The organism is Intrasporangium sp., from assembly GCF_030452765.1.
Taxonomy (GTDB): Bacteria; Actinomycetota; Actinomycetes; order Actinomycetales; family Dermatophilaceae; genus Intrasporangium_A.
Genome location: NZ_JAKDLO010000045.1, coordinates 1 through 15,879 on the forward strand (window position 1 = coordinate 1; position 15,879 = coordinate 15,879).

At 70.0% G+C, this 15,879-nt stretch carries 18 protein-coding genes; 7 read left to right on the forward strand and 11 right to left on the reverse strand.

All coding sequences use genetic code 11. From position 1 onward, the window contains the following. Both L0H79_RS07760 and L0H79_RS07765 read right to left on the reverse strand, forming a co-directional pair. Window positions 1-344: hypothetical protein (locus L0H79_RS07760; protein ID WP_301484022.1), on the reverse strand; the 344-nt coding region annotated here is incomplete at its 3' end. Between the two features lie 266 nt (window positions 345-610). Next, window positions 611-1,342, reverse strand: a complete 732-nt coding sequence (locus L0H79_RS07765) for a TetR/AcrR family transcriptional regulator (protein WP_301484023.1) — start codon at window positions 1,340-1,342, stop codon at window positions 611-613. 117 nt (window positions 1,343-1,459) lie between these two features. Between L0H79_RS07765 and L0H79_RS07770 the strand changes: the two genes are divergently transcribed. The 3 genes from L0H79_RS07770 to L0H79_RS07780 all read left to right on the forward strand — a co-directional run bounded on the left by L0H79_RS07770 (window position 1,460) and on the right by L0H79_RS07780 (window position 3,570). Beyond that, window positions 1,460-1,951 carry an SgcJ/EcaC family oxidoreductase gene (locus L0H79_RS07770; protein WP_301484024.1) on the forward strand — a complete coding sequence of 164 codons (492 nt, stop codon included), beginning with the start codon at window positions 1,460-1,462 and terminating at the stop codon, window positions 1,949-1,951. Next, window positions 1,951-2,583 carry an NAD(P)-dependent oxidoreductase gene (locus L0H79_RS07775; RefSeq protein ID WP_301484025.1) on the forward strand — a complete coding sequence of 211 codons (633 nt, stop codon included), beginning with the start codon at window positions 1,951-1,953 and terminating at the stop codon, window positions 2,581-2,583. The genes L0H79_RS07770 and L0H79_RS07775 overlap by 1 nt, the downstream gene beginning before the upstream one ends. Before the next feature lie 405 nt (window positions 2,584-2,988). Then, a complete protein-coding gene (locus tag L0H79_RS07780; RefSeq protein WP_301484026.1) occupies window positions 2,989-3,570 on the forward strand; it encodes a multicopper oxidase family protein in 582 nt (193 codons plus the stop codon). Window positions 3,571-3,615: 45 nt separating this feature from the next. On the opposite strand, the gene L0H79_RS07785 is transcribed toward L0H79_RS07780, so the two are convergent. The 3 genes from L0H79_RS07785 to L0H79_RS07795 form a co-directional block, all read right to left on the reverse strand. Continuing rightward, window positions 3,616-4,419, reverse strand: a complete 804-nt coding sequence (locus L0H79_RS07785) for an alpha/beta fold hydrolase (RefSeq protein ID WP_301484027.1) — start codon at window positions 4,417-4,419, stop codon at window positions 3,616-3,618. A gap of 134 nt (window positions 4,420-4,553) precedes the next feature. Then, window positions 4,554-4,868 (reverse strand): WhiB family transcriptional regulator, encoded by a 315-nt coding sequence (locus tag L0H79_RS07790; protein WP_367652445.1) that lies wholly within the window; start codon window positions 4,866-4,868, stop codon window positions 4,554-4,556. 81 nt (window positions 4,869-4,949) lie between these two features. After that, complete coding sequence (locus L0H79_RS07795; protein WP_301484028.1) at window positions 4,950-5,831, reverse strand: hypothetical protein; 882 nt, start codon at window positions 5,829-5,831, stop codon at window positions 4,950-4,952. 103 nt (window positions 5,832-5,934) lie between these two features. Between L0H79_RS07795 and L0H79_RS07800 the strand changes: the two genes are divergently transcribed. Genes L0H79_RS07800 through L0H79_RS07810 form a run of 3 tightly spaced genes read left to right on the forward strand, consistent with a single transcriptional unit; the run spans window position 5,935 to window position 8,304 of the window. Next, on the forward strand, window positions 5,935-6,717 hold the full coding sequence (locus L0H79_RS07800; RefSeq protein ID WP_301484029.1) for an ABC transporter ATP-binding protein: 783 nt from the start codon (window positions 5,935-5,937) through the stop codon (window positions 6,715-6,717). Beyond that, a complete protein-coding gene (locus L0H79_RS07805) occupies window positions 6,714-7,475 on the forward strand; it encodes an ABC transporter permease (RefSeq protein WP_301484030.1) in 762 nt (253 codons plus the stop codon). The genes L0H79_RS07800 and L0H79_RS07805 overlap by 4 nt, the downstream gene beginning before the upstream one ends. A 52-nt stretch (window positions 7,476-7,527) precedes the next feature. Further along, on the forward strand, window positions 7,528-8,304 hold the full coding sequence (locus L0H79_RS07810) for a MerR family transcriptional regulator (RefSeq protein WP_301484031.1): 777 nt from the start codon (window positions 7,528-7,530) through the stop codon (window positions 8,302-8,304). 948 nt (window positions 8,305-9,252) lie between these two features. Here L0H79_RS07810 and L0H79_RS07815 read toward each other — a convergent pair. The 5 genes from L0H79_RS07815 to L0H79_RS07835 form a co-directional block, all read right to left on the reverse strand. After that, window positions 9,253-9,498: a hypothetical protein gene (locus L0H79_RS07815; protein ID WP_301484032.1), complete on the reverse strand. Its 246-nt coding sequence runs from the start codon at window positions 9,496-9,498 to the stop codon at window positions 9,253-9,255. 67 nt (window positions 9,499-9,565) lie between these two features. Next, on the reverse strand, window positions 9,566-10,042 hold the full coding sequence (locus L0H79_RS07820; RefSeq protein WP_301484033.1) for a TlpA family protein disulfide reductase: 477 nt from the start codon (window positions 10,040-10,042) through the stop codon (window positions 9,566-9,568). A 142-nt stretch (window positions 10,043-10,184) separates the two neighbouring features. Next, complete coding sequence (locus L0H79_RS07825) at window positions 10,185-11,060, reverse strand: slipin family protein (protein WP_301484034.1); 876 nt, start codon at window positions 11,058-11,060, stop codon at window positions 10,185-10,187. Window positions 11,061-11,068: 8 nt separating this feature from the next. Continuing rightward, window positions 11,069-11,533 carry an NfeD family protein gene (locus L0H79_RS07830; RefSeq protein WP_301484035.1) on the reverse strand — a complete coding sequence of 155 codons (465 nt, stop codon included), beginning with the start codon at window positions 11,531-11,533 and terminating at the stop codon, window positions 11,069-11,071. A 156-nt stretch (window positions 11,534-11,689) separates the two neighbouring features. Further along, window positions 11,690-12,115 (reverse strand): pyridoxamine 5'-phosphate oxidase family protein, encoded by a 426-nt coding sequence (locus L0H79_RS07835; RefSeq protein WP_301484036.1) that lies wholly within the window; start codon window positions 12,113-12,115, stop codon window positions 11,690-11,692. A 247-nt stretch (window positions 12,116-12,362) separates the two neighbouring features. Between L0H79_RS07835 and L0H79_RS07840 the strand changes: the two genes are divergently transcribed. Next, window positions 12,363-12,824 (forward strand): carboxymuconolactone decarboxylase family protein, encoded by a 462-nt coding sequence (locus L0H79_RS07840; protein WP_301484037.1) that lies wholly within the window; start codon window positions 12,363-12,365, stop codon window positions 12,822-12,824. 71 nt (window positions 12,825-12,895) lie between these two features. Here L0H79_RS07840 and L0H79_RS07845 read toward each other — a convergent pair whose 3' ends face one another. Next, complete coding sequence (locus L0H79_RS07845; protein WP_301484038.1) at window positions 12,896-15,547, reverse strand: Ig-like domain-containing protein; 2,652 nt, start codon at window positions 15,545-15,547, stop codon at window positions 12,896-12,898. Between the last annotated feature and the right edge of the window lie 332 nt (window positions 15,548-15,879).

A 15,879-nucleotide genomic window follows, 5' to 3' on the forward strand; every position in this document is an offset into this window, starting at 1 on the left:
GCTACGCCCCAACGCCACCCCCGTTCGGCGGCCAGCGTGTAGCAGCCGATCAGGGCAGCGAGGGTGACCAGCCGCCCGGGATACTCGAGCAGATACCAGGCCGCGGTGAGGATGTTCGTGACGAGCAGGACCATCAGCGGCATCCGGCGCCGCAGGCCCACCGCGACCGCCACGAGGACAGCTAGGGCCACGGCACCCGCATCGAGTGTCCCGGCCGGGCCGGGCAGCAGGCCCCCGCTCGCGCCGCCGACCAGCATCCCGCCCGCAAGGACGACCCCGATCGCTGCGTCCCCGGTGGACGGCCGCCTGGTCGTCGTCGGCGTCGTGGGAGTAGTTGCCGACACCCGGGCCTCCTTCGCACGTTGCTACTCGCGCGGGTACGCACTCCACCTACCCACGCTCCCAGCCATTGTGACCCCGGGGCGGGGCTCGGGCATCGACCCCGGGGGCGATCCGCATGACTACCGCGCTGGTGGTATCCGGCTACCGCCCCGGTATGACGCTCACCCGCGCCGCCACGCGCCTGTCGCGGGCACCAGAGGCGTCCACGCCCGGCACGGCCGCCGGATCGGCCGGATCGGGACCGTCGATCCGGAGGATCACCGAAGAGTCACCCGTCCGCGCTGTGACCGAGCGCACGGATCCCGCCGATGAGGACGTCGAGGCCGAACTCGAACCGCTCGACCTCGGAGGGGCGGGTCAGCTCGGCGGCGAGGTCGATGATGTTGGGGTAATGCGGTGGTAGCGCGGCGAAGTAGCCTTCCAGCTTGGCCGGCCAGTCGGTCTCGGAGGCGGCCACTGCGGAGCGCCGCACGTCTGCCTCGTAGGCCGAGGACACGACGAACAGGGACAACAGGTCCACGGCGAGACCGGCCACCTGGTCGGACAGGCCCCCCGTGCGCAGGACGCCGAGCAGGCTCTCAGTGCGCCGCAAGGCGTTCGGCCCACTCGGCGGTCCCGCGAGCGCGACCTTGGCGATCCCCGGATGAGCGAGCAGCACCGTCCGAGTGTCGTGGCACATCTGGCGGAGCTGGTCCGTCCACCGCTCGGCAGATGCCTCTTCCGGTACCGCCATCTCGCCGATCACGCGATCGACCAGCAGTTCCAGGAGCTCGTTCTTTCCGTCGACGTGGGCATACAGCGAAGCCGGCCCGGTGCCCATCTGCTCCGCCACGGCTCGGGCGGTGACCGCGTCGGCTCCGTCGCGGTCGAGCACGACCGCCGCCGCGTCGACGATCCCTTCGCGGGTGATGCGTCGTCGCAGGGGACGCCGTGGCGATCGCCACGGCGGGTCCGGGAGGCCGACGTCGTCCCTGTCACGGCTACGTGTGCGATCGGTCAACTCGACCTCCTTCGGGTGTGAACAGCGTACTGCCGCACGAACGCAGTTCTTGACAACGACGAGTCACAGGACGAACATTGTTCGTAGCAGCGAACACAAGTCGATAAGGAGACCAACATGAGTACCGTCGCGACATCCGTGCCCCGGTCCCGCGAGGAGGACACCCGGGCCATCCGGCAGGCGTTGGACGCGGTGATTGCCGCGTGGGGCACCGACGCCGACGCGTTCGGCGCCGGGTTCACCCCCGATGCCAGCTATGTGGTGTGGTTCGGCAGCCAGTATCGGGGGCGGGATGAGATTGTCGAGCAGCACCGGGTCCTGTTCGCGGGACCGCTGAAGGGCACCCGCCTGGAGAGCCACATCGAGCACGTGCAGTTCGTCACCGACGACGTCGCCGTGGTCATCAGCGATGGTGTCGTGGTGCGCGCCCGTCAGCGGCGTGCCGGCCGGCGCGGCCACAAGATCCAGACCTGGGTCGCCGTGCGAGAGGGGCAGAACTGGCACTTCGCCGCCTTCGCCAACACCAAACACCACCGCCTCATTGCGGCCTTGGCATCCCGAACCACCCGGCGTGCACTAACCGATCCACGACCCGAAAGGACTCATTGATGAAGATCCTCGTCATCGGCGCTGCCGGACGCACCGGCCGCCACCTCGTCGAGCACGCGGCCGGCCGCGGGCACACCGTCACCACCCTCGCGCGAGCCCCGCACGATCTCTCCCGGGTCCCGGGAGCACATGCCGTCGTTTCTGGCGATGCGACCGACCCTGACACCGTCCGGGCCGCGCTCGACGAGCAGGATGCGGTCATCGCTGCCGTTGGCACCAGCGCGATTACCCGCATCCTGCTGACAGCGATGTCCGATGCCGGAGTGCGGCGGGTGGTCATGCCCAGCAGCCGTTCGGTCGTCGCCACTCGACCACGCATCGTGCTCGCCCTGGTGTGGCTGCGCTTCCGCGCCGCCTACGCGGACCTGGCCCGCGCCGAGGGCATGCTCGAGACCAGTGGGCTGGACTGGAGCATCGTGCGTGCCACGATGCTCACCGACGGGCCGTTCACCGGCCGGGTGCATACCGACTTCGCGGCCGACGCGACTGGCGGGGACTGGAGGCTCAGCCGCGCCGACTACGCCATGGCCTTGCTCGACACCGTCGAGGACAACGCGATGATCCGCCGCTCCGTCGGCGTAGCCGGAGCCCGTACCGCCCGACACGTGAGCGCGGCGACCCAGCCCCGCTGACTGGGTCGGTCGGCCGCCACGCCGCAGGCGTGGCTCCTCCCGACGCGGCGTGCGTCGCCGCGCCGGATGCAGGCGATACCACCAGCGGATGACCTGCCCGGATACCCCGCGGGGCCGATGTGCGGCGCCCCGGCCCGGAGTGAGGATCGAGCCACTGGCAACACCGGAACGCTCTGGAAGGACATCGGACATGACCAAGGTCATCGGAACCCTCATCGGACTGGTCGTCGGGTTGATCGCCGGCGCGGTGCTCTTCGACACCGGGGCCCGGCCTGCAGGCCCTACCGGCTGCGCCTGCTGAACGCTTCCAACGCGCGCGCCTACCGGCTCGCTCTCGACCCGCCACCCCCCGGCGGGGCGGGGCTGGTCCAGGTCGGCAGCGACGGCGGACTGCTCGAGCACCCGGTGCCGCACGAGCGCCTCGACCTCTCACCGGCAGAGCGGTTCGACGTCGTCGTCGACTTCGGCCGCTACCGCCCCGGCACCAGGGTGGAGCTGGTCAACCTGCGCGGGTCCGCCTCCACCCGGCGGGTCATGCAGTTCGTCGTCGGAGACCGCACCCACGACGACTCGCGCATCCCCGGCCGGCTCTCGATGATCGAGCCGCTGGACCCCGCCAAGGCGATGGTGCGTCGCCGGTTCCAGTTCCGACAAGGCGCAGGAGGCGAGTGGCTGATCAACGGTCACGAGTTCGACCCGACGTATGCCGCCGCCACCCCCAGGCTCGGGCAGCTCGAGACGTGGCAGCTCGTCAGCGACTTCGCGCACCCGGTCCACGTGCACCTGAACCCGTTCCAGGTGGTGCGCCGCAACACCGGCGGGCCCGGCGAGTTCGACCACGGGTGGAAGGACACCGTCTCGCTGCGTCCGGCCGAGATGGTGCAGATCGCGGTGCGGTTCACCGACTATGCCGGCCGGTACGTCTTCCACTGCCACAACCTCGAGCACGAGGACATGGCCATGATGGCCAACTTCGTCACCGACTGACCAGCCCACGACGGCGACGCCGGGGTGGCCGGCCCGGTACCGGCATCAGCCCATGTGGGCGCTCCAGTCCACGCCCGTGCCGGTGTCGTGCAGGAACGACACGAGCAGGGCATTGACCAGGTGGGGCCGCTCCACCGGCAACAGGTGGGTGCCCGGGAGCACCGCCAGGCGTGCATCGGCCAACGCGGCGACGATCGCCAGGGAATGTTCGACGGTGACCTCGTCGCGGTCGCCCTGGAGCACCAACGTCGGCGCCGTGATCTCTCCCAACGAGTCCAGCTCGAGCTCGGGTTCGGTGCGCAGCATCTGCATCATCTTGGCGTGCACCACCGGGAAGTGGTCGGCGCCATCCGGTGAGACCGGGTCGTAGCCGCGGCGCAGGAACGCGATCACCTCCGCAGAGTCCAGCGAGGCCACCAGATCGCCGCCGGGCGGCTTGCCCGAGGAGTTGAGGTACTGGCCGATCAGGACCAGCCGCGCCACCAGGTCCGGGCGTCGGCGGGCGACCAACACCGCGACCACGGCGCCGTCGCTCCAGCCGACCAGGTGCGCCGGCCCGCCGACCTGTTGGTCGAGGTAGTCGATCATGTCCTCGGCCATCACCTGGTAGCTCAGCGGGCCGGCGACATCCGGGGTGTGCCCATGGCCGCGGCGCTCCGGGACATGGACGCGGAAGCCGGCCTCGACCAGCGCCGGGGTCTGTGCGACGAACGAGGCCGCGCCGGCGAACCCACCGTGCAGCAGAACGACCGGCTCCCCTGCTCCGGTCACCTCGTGCCAGATGCGTAGTCCGGCCACGTCGAGGTAGCCGCGTTGGGTGCCTGTTTGCTTTGTGGAGGATGGCTGCATTGGTGCCTCCGTTGGTGGTTCGGGTATGACGGGCTGCCCTGTCGGGCCACCTCAACGTCATGGTGCCCGAATCGTTTGTGGACGCCGCGACCAGGGGAGCAGGGCGCGTTTCGCTGGCAGTGACGTCGTAGGCGTCAACGAAGCGGATGCCGCTCGCCCTTGCGGAGCCGGCCCGTCGACTCGGGCGATGGTGCGTCCGCGACGGGGATGCTGTCCGTTCTGCGGGGACGGCCGCGGGGCCGCTTGCGCGGCACGACGCGCCCGCTCTGGAGCAGCTGGCCGCCCCAGACGCCCCAGGGTTCGTGGCGTTGCAGAGCTGTCGACAGGCAACGCCGGCGCTGTGCGCAGCCCTGGCAGAGCCGCTTGGCGTGCTCGACCTCAGCCGGGTCGTCGGCGAACCACAGGTCCACGGGATGCTGCCGGCAGGGCAGGCTTGCGGTCTCACTCACGTGAGGTCCGCTGTCCGGCCGGGCAGGTGACCGGCTCTCGGGCCGTCTCGGGTGTGACGGGCGGTGTGCTCTGTGACGGGGTCAGTGCGCGGCGGCGAGCACGGCCTCGCGCACGCGCGGAAGCGGCACCCGCTCCCCCAGCTCGACGCCGAGAAGCTGCGTGAGGCCGGCATCCTGCAGCGGTGCCGTGATGGTCCCGGCGCGGAAGACGAACGCAACCTCGAGCACGTCATACCTGCGCCGGCCGTCCTCGGGCAGGAACCGCGAACCGCCTTGGTGGAACTCGCAGTCGGCCATCGCGAAGGTCCGCTGGGTGTCCTCCATGCGGTCCCAGGTGCGGACCGACCAGATGACGTCTGCGATCCGCTGTCCGTAGGCGGAGAAGTTCTCGATGACGGCATCGGCGACCGTGCCGGAGAAGCCCGCGAGCGCGGCGATGCCGGTCCAGCCCTCGCGAGCAGCCCGGTCGACAAGGGCGCCCCAGTCCTCGGCAGCCGCGCTCGTGACGGTCACCGCCCCGGAGTAGCAGAGGTTGTCCGCGTCGCAGCCCGCTTCGTCGACCAGGAAGCCCTGGATCCCGGTATGGCGCAAGCGCTCGGCGCCGAGCGGGGTCACGGCCAGGGCACGGCCACCGGGAATACGCTCGACCCAGGCGGCCTCGACCATGGCGGCGAGGACGGCCGCGCCGAGCTTGCCGGCCAGGTGCGGGCGGTGCTCGGTCCAGTCCTGGCACGGGCGCACGTCGGGGCGCCGGGAGGCAGGGTCGAGGCGGACCTGCAGACCCAGCTCCCGCGAGAGCTCCTGCACCGCATCATCAGCCAGCCGCCAGTCGTCGCCGTCGACAAGGACCCACCCTCGCTGCAGGGCCGCCCGGGAGACCGCTGCGCCCAGCTGGCCGGCAACGTGGTCGTAACAGCTCCGGGCCTCACGCAGCGGCCCAGAGCTCGGGGCTCGGCTGCTCATGAAGCCATGGTACGAGCCGCGGAAGTCTAGGTCACGTGCCGGAGTCCCTCCCATGATGGGGGGCTTGACCTTGACGCAGCGTCAGGGTTGCAACCTAGGTGTCATGACCACCGAACACGCCATCGACATCGCTGGACTCACGAAGTCCTACGGTGAGCACATCGTGCTGGCCGGCGTCGGCCTGAGCGTGCCGGCGGGCTGCGTCTTCGCGCTGCTCGGCTCCAACGGCGCCGGCAAGACCACGACCGTGAAGATCCTGGCCACCCTGCTCAAGGCAGACGGCGGCACCGCCAGCGTCAACGGGTATGACGTCGCCGCCCAGCCCGCGCAGGTCCGCGAGTCGATCAGCCTGACCGGGCAGTTCGCCGCCGTCGACGAGGTGCTGACCGGACGCGAGAACCTCGTGCTCGTCGCGCAGCTGCGGCGCGTCGAGAACCCAGGCGGGATCGCGGACGACCTGCTGGCCCGCTTCGGGCTGACCGACGCGGGCGGCCGGAGGGTGGCGACCTACTCCGGCGGGATGCGCCGTCGCCTCGACATCGCGATGAGCCTGATCGGCAACCCGGCCGTGCTCGTCCTCGACGAGCCGACGACCGGTCTCGACCCGCAGTCGCGGATCGAGGTCTGGCACACCATCGAGGAGCTCGCCGGGCAGGGCACCACGGTGCTGCTGACCACGCAGTACCTGGGCGAGGCCGAGCAGCTCGCGGACCGGATCGCGATCCTGCACCAGGGCCGGATCATCGCGAACGGCACCCTGGCCGAGCTCAAGGCGCTGCTCCCCCCGACCCAGGTCGAGTACGTCCAGAAGCAGCCCACCCTCGAAGAGATCTTCCTGGCGATCGTCGGCCACGATCGTCCCCGACTCCAAGGACCGAACCGATGAACACCGACCTGCTGCACGACACCACGGTCCTGACCCGGCGCTCGCTGCGCCACATCCTGCGCAGCCCGGACACGATCATCACCACCGCCATCACGCCGATCGCCATGCTGCTGCTGTTCGTCTACGTCCTCGGCGGCGCGATCAAGGTCGGCACCGGCCGCTACGTCGACTACCTGCTGCCCGGGATCCTGCTGATCACCGTCGCCTCCGGCATCGCCTACACCGCCCTGCGGCTGTACACCGATATCTCGGGTGGCATCTTCGAACGGTTCCAGTCGCTGCCGATCACCCGCTCTGCCTTGTTGTGGAGCCACGTGCTGACCTCGCTCGTGGCGAACCTGGTCTCGCTCGCCCTCGTGGTGCTCGTCGCCGTCGCGATGGGGTTCCGCTCGAGCGCCGGGGTGCCGGCCTGGCTCGCGGTCGCCGGGATCCTGCTGCTGTTCACCCTGGCGCTGACCTGGCTGGCCGTGATCCCCGGGCTGACCGCGACATCGGTCGACGGGGCGAGCGGGTTCGCCTACCCGCTGATCTTCCTGCCCTTCATCAGCTCGGCCTTCGTGCCCACCTCCGGGATGCCCGGCCCGGTCCGCGCCTTCGCCGAACACCAGCCGGTCACTCCCATCGTCAACACCATCCGCGACCTGCTCGCCGGCCAGCCCGTCGCCGCCGACGCCTGGATCGCCCTCGCCTGGTGCGTCGGGCTGCTGGCGCTGGCCTACACCCTCGCGATGCGCACCTACCGCAGCAGGCTGGCATGACACCCTCGCAACGAACCACGAACCGGCAACCTCGCCGACCCACAATGGAGCCATGTTGACCATCGGCCAGCTGGCGGCATACGCCGGGGTGACAGTGCGCACGGTCCGCCACTACCACGCCAAGGGGCTGCTGCCCGAGCCCGAGCGGGACCACTCCGGCTACCGGCGCTACGACGCGGGCGCCGTCGTCGAGCTCGTCAGGATCCGCACCCTGGCCGACGCCGGCGTCCCGCTCTCGCGGGTGCGTGACCTCCTGGCGGCCGGCGACCAGGAGTTCGCTACCTCCGTCGAGGACATCGACCGGCGGCTGCGCGCCGAGATCCGGGCACGACAGCATCACCGCCAACGGATCGCCAGGCTCGCGGCCGGCGACAGCCTCGCGCTGCCGCCGGAGGCGGTCGCCTACCTCGACCGAATGCGCCAGCTCGGCTTCCCGGAGCGGATCATCGAGATCGAGCGGGACAGCTGGATCCTCATCGCAGCCCAGATGCCCGATGCCGTCCCGGCTCTGATGGCGATCAAGCACGCGCAGATCGATCAGGAGCCGCTGCGCCGCCTCTACCTCGACGTCGCGGACCTCGTCGACTGCGGACCGGACGACCCCCGGCTGCCCGCGCTCGCGGACCGGGTGGCCGACTTCATCGAGGCAGCAGCAGCCGAAGCCGAAGGCATGGACGACGAGCACCCGATCGGCGACGAGCTGGTCGCGCTGCTCGACGAGGCATTCATCGAGTCCTTCCCGTGCGCACCGCGTCTGCTCGAGCTGCTCGAGCAACGCGGCTGGACCGGCTGGACCGCCATCCGGCGCACCGACCCCGGCACGGGGTGATCCTTCGCGGGTTACCCGACCGCGCAGGAGGACAACGGTGCACTGTGGTATGGCGCTTGAAGCGCCATAATGGCGCCCTGCCGAGTGTGCAGATCAAGGATGTGCCTCCCGAGACGCATGCCGTTCTGCGTCGCCTGGGCCGCAGCGGCGCACCAGTCTCTCCAAGAGTATCTCCAGCCGGCTGATCGATGAAGCGTCGACCCCGCGGAGACCGCCGGCTGAGCGCGCTGGACACGTGCGCCCGGGCAGTGAGCACCGGGCATCCGCGGCCCCGTCACGGCAGGCCGCTGCCACATGTTGCCAGCCTTTGGTCTCGGACGATCCCGTCATGCTGGAGCACGCCGCCGAGAGGTATGCCGCCGTCGACCGGGTGCTCGACGCCGGGCTGACCACGCAGCAGGCTGCCGCCCCGTGGGCCGGCACGGCAAGACCGACCGGGCGCACGAGGGCTGTTCGAGCAGGCGCGGACCGCCTTCGAGCCCACTTGGCGGCGCGCGCAGCTGGCCGCCGAGGTCACCTCCCGCCCACGATTCCGCGCGTTGAGGACGTGACCGGAGGCACGCAGACCTGCGCCGCTTGGCCTCGGCGATGATCCGCCCGACCAGCCCGGCTCTACGAGCGTGGTGGCCGCCACGAATCGGCCAGATGGCCGACGTCTCGGGATGCCCAGCATCGACGACATGGAACGGTCCGGCAGCCCCCTCGACGAAGAAGTCACCATGTTGCACCCCTACCTGAAGTCGAAGCTGGCCCAGGCGCGCATCGACGAACTGGTCCGGCAGGCGGAACACCACCGTCGCTTGGACGAGCTCAAGCCTCGCTCCCGGCGTCGGCGGCGGCTCCGCTCCCTGCTGCCCCCGGCCCCGCCGCGCGACTGGGACCAGCAGCCGCCCGCACCCGGCGGGCGCGCCTCCCCCCATCGACAGTGCGGTTCTCCCGTTCGAGAGTTCAGTTGCCTTGATCGACAGTGCGGTTCTCCCGTTCGAGAGTGCAGTTCTCCCGTTCGAGAGTGCAGTCGCCTTGATCGAGAGTGCGGTTCTCCTGTTCGAGAGTGCAGTTCTTGAAGGGACCCGCGTCCCCGAACGCGAAGGAAGCTGCACTGTCGACCACCAGAAGTGCACTCTCGATCACCAGAAGTGCACTCTCGACCACCAGAAGTGCACTCTCGATCACCAGAAGTGCACTCTCGACCACCAGAAGTGCACTGTCGACCGGGAGAGTGTCGGAACTCAACCCGGCTGAGCGCCATGCCTGCTCGTCGTCACACTTGTTCGTCCAGCAGGTGCGCGACCGCGGCGCCGAGCGGCAGGTCCTCCACCTGGCCGAACGCGTTGAGCCGCAGCTGTCCGGTCTTGTCCACGAGCAGGAGGGTCGGGGTGCCCTGCAGGCTGAGGCGCTCCATCGTCGCCGGGATGCCGCGCTCCTGCGGCCGGTCGATCGCGACGGGGAACGGGATGCGGTACTCGTACATGAACGCCTGGAGGGCCTTCGGCCCCGTGACGTGGTGGTGCTCGAAGACGGTGTGCAGCCCGATGACGACGAGGTCGGACCCGAAGGTCTTGTGCAGCCGGATCGCCTGCGGCAGACCATGGGACACGCAGCCGGGGCACAGCATCTGGAAGGCCTCGATCGCCACGACCCGGCCCTGCAGGTCTGCCATCGTGGGGGCCGGCGGCTCGCCGATCCACTGCGACACGTCAAGCTCACCGATCGGGCCGAGTCTGAGAAGTCCGCGCATGCTGTCTCCTTTCTCTCCTTCCGGCACCCGCCCTCTGTCACGGGTCTATGGCGGCAGCCGTCATCGGTCGCAGGCTGGTCCGTACGTGGTGACGACCAAGTGTCCGTCATGTCGGCCGTGACGGACGGTTGGCTCGGCTACGTCAGTAGTCAGTTGCTGTGCTTGCCTCGGCCCGGCCTTCCTCGACCGGCTGGCCTGCCGGGGGCTGGGCACCCGGCACCGGTTGGCCCGCCTGGGTCGGCGGGACTGCCGGTTGACCCGCCTGGATGGGCAGCTGGGCAAGCAGGGGCTGGAGGAGGTTGACCGGCAGCGGGATCACGGCCGTCGTACTGCTCGAGTTGCTGATCTCCAGGAGGGTCTGCAGGTAGCGCAACTGCAGCGTGGAGGGGTTGCGGCTCATCTCGTCGGCTGCGTCGGCCAGTCGGGTGGACGCCTGGAACTCGCCCTCGGCGTTGATCACCTTCGCGCGGCGCTCACGCTCGGCCTCCGCCTGCCGGGCGATCGCACGCTGCATGGTCTCCGGCACGTCGACGTCCTTGATCTCGACGATCAGCACCTTGACGCCCCACGGCTCGGTCTGCTGGTCGATGACCTTCTGCAGGTCCTCGTTGAGCCGCTCGCGCTCGGCCAGCAGCGTATCGAGCTCGGCCTTGCCGAGCACCGCGCGCAGGGAGGTCTGCGCGATCTGGCTGGTCGCCGCGAAGTAGTCCTCGACCTCCACGATGGCCTTGTTGGCATCGATGACCCTGAAGTAGGCCACGGCCGTGACCCGAACCGGGACGTTGTCGCGGGTGATCACGTCCTGCGGCGGAACCTTCAGGGTGATCACGCGCAGGCTGACTCGCACCATCCGGTCCACGACCGGGATCAGCAGCACCAGCCCGGCATTCTTCAGGTTGATGAGCCGGCCGAGCCGGAAGACGACGCCGCGCTCGTACTCGCGCAGCACTCGGACCGAAGAACCGATCAGCGCCAGGAACACCAACGCGATGACGATACCGATAATGGCGAGTTCCATGCCTCGCGTCACTTCCCTTGCGCGTACAGCGGTCGCACCGACAACGTCAAGCCGTCGAGTGTCTCGATGATGACGGTTTCACCGGGGACCGGCCGGGTGTCCTGCCAGTCACCGGACAGGACGGCGCGCCAGAGGGTCCCGTCGGCGGCGACCTGACCCTCCTGGAGGTCCCATGCCTGGACGGTGGCGACCGTCCCGACCAGCGCTGTCGGCCCCGTGCGGAGCGCCTGTCTGCGCGCCACGGTCACCTTGCGTGCGGCGACTATCGTCCCGAGCACGCCGAGCCCCGCAATCGCGATCGCCACCGGAACCGTGACCACGAGCGCGGCGCCCAAGCCGGCCATCATCAACCCCGCCCCGGCGGCCACGGCCATCGCCCCCGCCACGGCCAGCACGCCGCCGGTCATGACATGCGCCTCGATGACCACCACGGCGAGCCCCGCCAAGACCACCACCGCACCGAGCAACACCACGCCGATCACCTCGTCCGCCGGAACGAGTCACTCGCATGGACCCCATGGGTTCAACCGGCTCGAGAACTCTGGCCCGGCCACACCTCAAGCCTACCTCGATATGCGTGACCGGCTCCTCGGCCTGCGTCCTCGAGGCTGACGGTGCCGCCCATACGCTCAGTCCTGAGGCTGGACCAGGAAGCTCACGCCGGTGATCTCCTCGATCTCGATCCGCACGACGTGCGGCTTCACGCCCTCCTCCCAGGGTTGCGCCAGCCATGGGATGAGCTCGAGAATCTCGCGCACGTCGATGACCTCGGCCGCACGACCAGTCACCTGGACACTCCAGGCGGTCCCGGTGGGGGCCAGTCCGTCCGCCTGGAACGCGACCATGCTGCCGACCGCGGAGATGAGCTTGGTGCCCGAGCCGGTCCGGATGAGGATGCCGCCCGCTCGGACGACGTGGTTGACCGGGAAGACCTGCGGGCGGTCACCGGCGATGACCGCCAGCCGCCCGTAGGGTGCGCCGTCCAGCAGGTGCAGGCACTCGCGCTCGCCCAGCTGCCGGGTGGCGGGATGCGTTGATCGGGTCGGCGGTGCCATGGACTCACCATGACCCACGAGAGCGCCCGGTGCCAAGCCGTCGGCGCAGGCGGTATTTTCGTGCGGCCTCGGACTTTCCCGCCCCGGCCCGATTGTTGGTGTCTGCGAGCCGCTTGGGCCTCGGACTTTCCCGCCCCGGCCCGATTGTGGGGGAGCCGGCGCCAACCACCTCATGCAGTCCGTCCGGACGCGCGGCGTACTATCGAAATGTCGGAATTGTTTGAATCCTCAAGGAGGTGCCACTTCCGTGACACAAAGAATCTCCATCCACGACGTCGACCCCGACGCCTACACCGCCGTCATGGGCCTGGAGAAGTACGTCCACGCCGGGAAGCTCGACGAGCGACTGCTCGCGATCGTCAAGGTCCGAGCGTCCCAGATCAACCACTGCGCGTGGTGCTTGGACATGCACACCGCAGAGGCGCGAAAGCTCGGCATCGACCAGCGCCAGCTCGACGTGTTGGCCGCCTGGCGCGAGGCCCCGGCCCTGTTCACGAGGCGTGAGCAGGCTGCGCTGGCCTTCGCCGAGCAGGTCACCCTGATCAGCCGCGAGGGCGTCACCGACGACGTCTGGCGCGAGCTCACCGCCGTCTTCGACGACAAGGAGACGGTGCTGCTGCTCATGGCGATCACCGCGATCAACGTGTGGAACCGGATGAACGTGGCCGTGCACACGGACCTGCCGGACCAGCCCTTCGCGGCCGGCTGAGCAGCCCGGTGTCGTATTCCGCGCAGCTCGCTGGGCGGCATACGACACGTTCGTGCGGGGCCTCGTCGCGGTCAGCCGGCCGGGGCGGGGAGCACGGCGACCGCCGCGTAGTTCCACTGGTCGTCGGCCGGGGCGCTGTCGTGGATGTCGACGACGCCGAGGATGGTGCTCGGGGCCGCCGTCGACTGCGTCCAGAACGTGTCACCGACCGAGGTGTCGACGCGTTGGTGCACCAGCACCTGCCCGTCGACGGGTGTCCGTGCTACGGCGCGGTCCCAGTCGTTGCCCACCGCGAACACCCACGCACCCGCCTCGACCCCGGGCAGGTAGACATCCGGCTCGCCGTTCGGTGCGCTGGCCGCGCCCGCCACCCCGACATCGTCGGCGTTCGTGAACGCGAGCACCGTCAGTGATCCGTGGTAGCCCTTGCGTGCTGGTGTCGAGGTGACCTTGGCGCCCGCCAGCGTGCCGGTCGCCTTGGCCGACCAGATCTCCGACGTGCCGGACTGGATATTGCTGCGCTTGACCAGCGTCCAGGTCAGGCCTGCCCCCGAGACCGTCGCGGTCTGCGGGCCGGACGAGGGGCCGTCGTAGGCGACGAGTGCGAGCAGCACGTCGCCCGGCGCGGAGGTCGAGAAGGCCGGGGTCGTCATCGTGTTCGACGCATCCTTGGACACCTGCCCGTCGATCGCGATGCGCGCCGGTGCGGGCGTCGAGTTGTCCACGGTCACCGTGGCCGGCGCCGAGGTCGTCGTGTTGCCGGCGGCGTCGGACGCGACCGCCGTGAGCGTGTGCTGGCCCGCGGTGGCCGAGCCTGTCGACCACGTGGTCGTGAACGGTGGGGAGGTGACCGGGTCCCCGACCGGTGAGCCGTCCACGTGGAAGGCCACGCTGGTGACCCCGACGTCGTCGCTCGCGACGGCGGCGATGCGGACCTCGCCGGAGACGGTGGCGCCGTCCGCCGGGTCGCTGATGCTCACCGAGGGTGCGGTGGTGTCAGGCGGTGGTGGGGCGGGCGGCGTGCTGGGCAGCACCTCGACGGCCATGAGGTTCCACCGGTCCCCGGTCGGCTGCGGGTCGTCGAGGGTGACCGTCGTCCCCTTGGTCGCGGTGGCCTCGACCTGCGACTGCGCCCAGTAGGTGTCGCCGGTGCGGCTGTCGACCCACTGGTGCACGAGATGCTGGCCGTCTCCGGCGGTGCGTGGCAGCGCCTGGTCCCAGTCGTTGCCGACCCCGTAGACCCACGCGCCGTCTGCCGTCGTGGTCAGGCTGACGGTGGGTGCGCCGGTGCGTGCGCCGTCGCCCGCCGAGGTCCCCACGCCGGCCGCGCCGGAGAAGGCGACGACGGTCAGCGACTGGCCGTAGCCGCCGTGTCCGAGCGTCGAGGTGATCGCCGCGTCGGACAGCTGCCCGGACGCGGTGGCCTGCCAGATCTCGGAGGTGCCGGGTTGGTTGTTGGCACGCCCCACGAGGGACCACTTCAGGCCGGCGCCGCTGACGGTGGCCGTCTCCCCGCCCGAGCCGGGCCCGTCGCCGCCGACGAACGCCAGCAGCAGGTCGCCCGCGGCGCCCGTCGAGAGCGTGGCCGTCACTGGGCCAGTGCCGTCGGCGGAGGCCTGCTGGTCGAGGGCCAGGACACCCTCGGGCGGCGGAGGCGGTGGCGTGGTGCCGTTGGAGACCGAGACCTCGGCAACCGCCGACGTCCCGACGTACCCATGGGCGTCGGTGACCTGAGCCGCGACCCAGTGCGTCCCGTTGGTCACCGTCGTGGTGTCCCAGGCGTAGCCGAACGGGCCCGTCGTCACCCGGTCGCCGACCGGCTGCCCGTCGACGATGAACTGGACGCCCTGGCTGCCTGCCGGCGGGGTGGCAGCGGTGAGTGTGACCGTCCCGTGCACCTGCGACCCGTCGGTCGGGGCGGTCAGGGTGCTCGGCGGCGGTGTCGAGTCCGGGTGGGTCGTCCCCAGCGTCTCCAGCGTGCTGCCGGTGATCCGGACCTTGACGTCGGTCTCGTTGTCGGCCTTGTCGCTCTCCTGGAAGTAGTTGTAGGGGTCGACGAGGGCGCGGAACCAGTAGGTGCCGTCGGGCAGGTCGGCGATCGGCACCGACTGGCCCGGGTCGCGGTAGTCGTACTCGTCGGCGCCGCCGACCGAGATCCCGCGGATGGCGCTCGGGTCGGTGCAGGTGCCGCCGCTGTAGCCGAACGTGCCGGAATGCTCCAGCGTCTTGTCGTAGATGTAGGAGTCGGCGATGCAGAAGCCGTTCTTCGGGCTCATCGTGACCGGGTCGCCGACGCCCCCGTCGGCCGCGACGGCGTAGAGGCCGAACGAGGCCATCGGGAAGTGGAAGTGGCCGTGCTCGGCGTGGTAGACGAAGGCCCCGCCGACCCGCGACTGCTCGGCGATCGACCAGGTGCCGCTCGCGTCGTGGGTGTAGACCCGTTGGACGCCCTGGTAGGTGCCGGAGGCGTTGTTGTACTGCGGCTGGATCTCCAAGGGCCCGTCGCCACCGTTGTACAACAGATGGGTGTACCGGAACTCCCGGTCCGGGCCGGACCCGTGGATCGACATGTCACCGGTCGGGATGATGTTCTGCAGGTCCGGATAGTGCACCGTGCCGGCCGGTGCGGCGGCGCTCGGTGCGGCCACCGGGACCGCCCCGACGGCGGTCGCCAGCGCCAGTGCCCCGGCCGCGATCATTCCTCGTAGCGCTCGACCCTTCATCAGGTCCCCTCTCCGGCCACGTCACCTCGGCGACGCCGGCCACCTCGATCAGAGCGCGAGCAGACGCTCGCAGGACGGGCGCCACACCGGCGACCACGTTGGGTCCAGCCCTCGGAGGGTGGGCGAAACGTGTGCTGGCGTCCGGCCGGTCCGGTGACCTGACGCCGTCAAACGACGACAAACGATCACCGACCGGCAAGGACAGAGTCTTCCAGACAGAAGGGCGTTTCGCAGGGAATGTCATGAAAAATCCGACATAGGTCAGATGAGCGGCATACCGGCTGTTTCGCTGAACGACCACTATTGGTCGCCGACCCGTGCCGTCGCGCTCG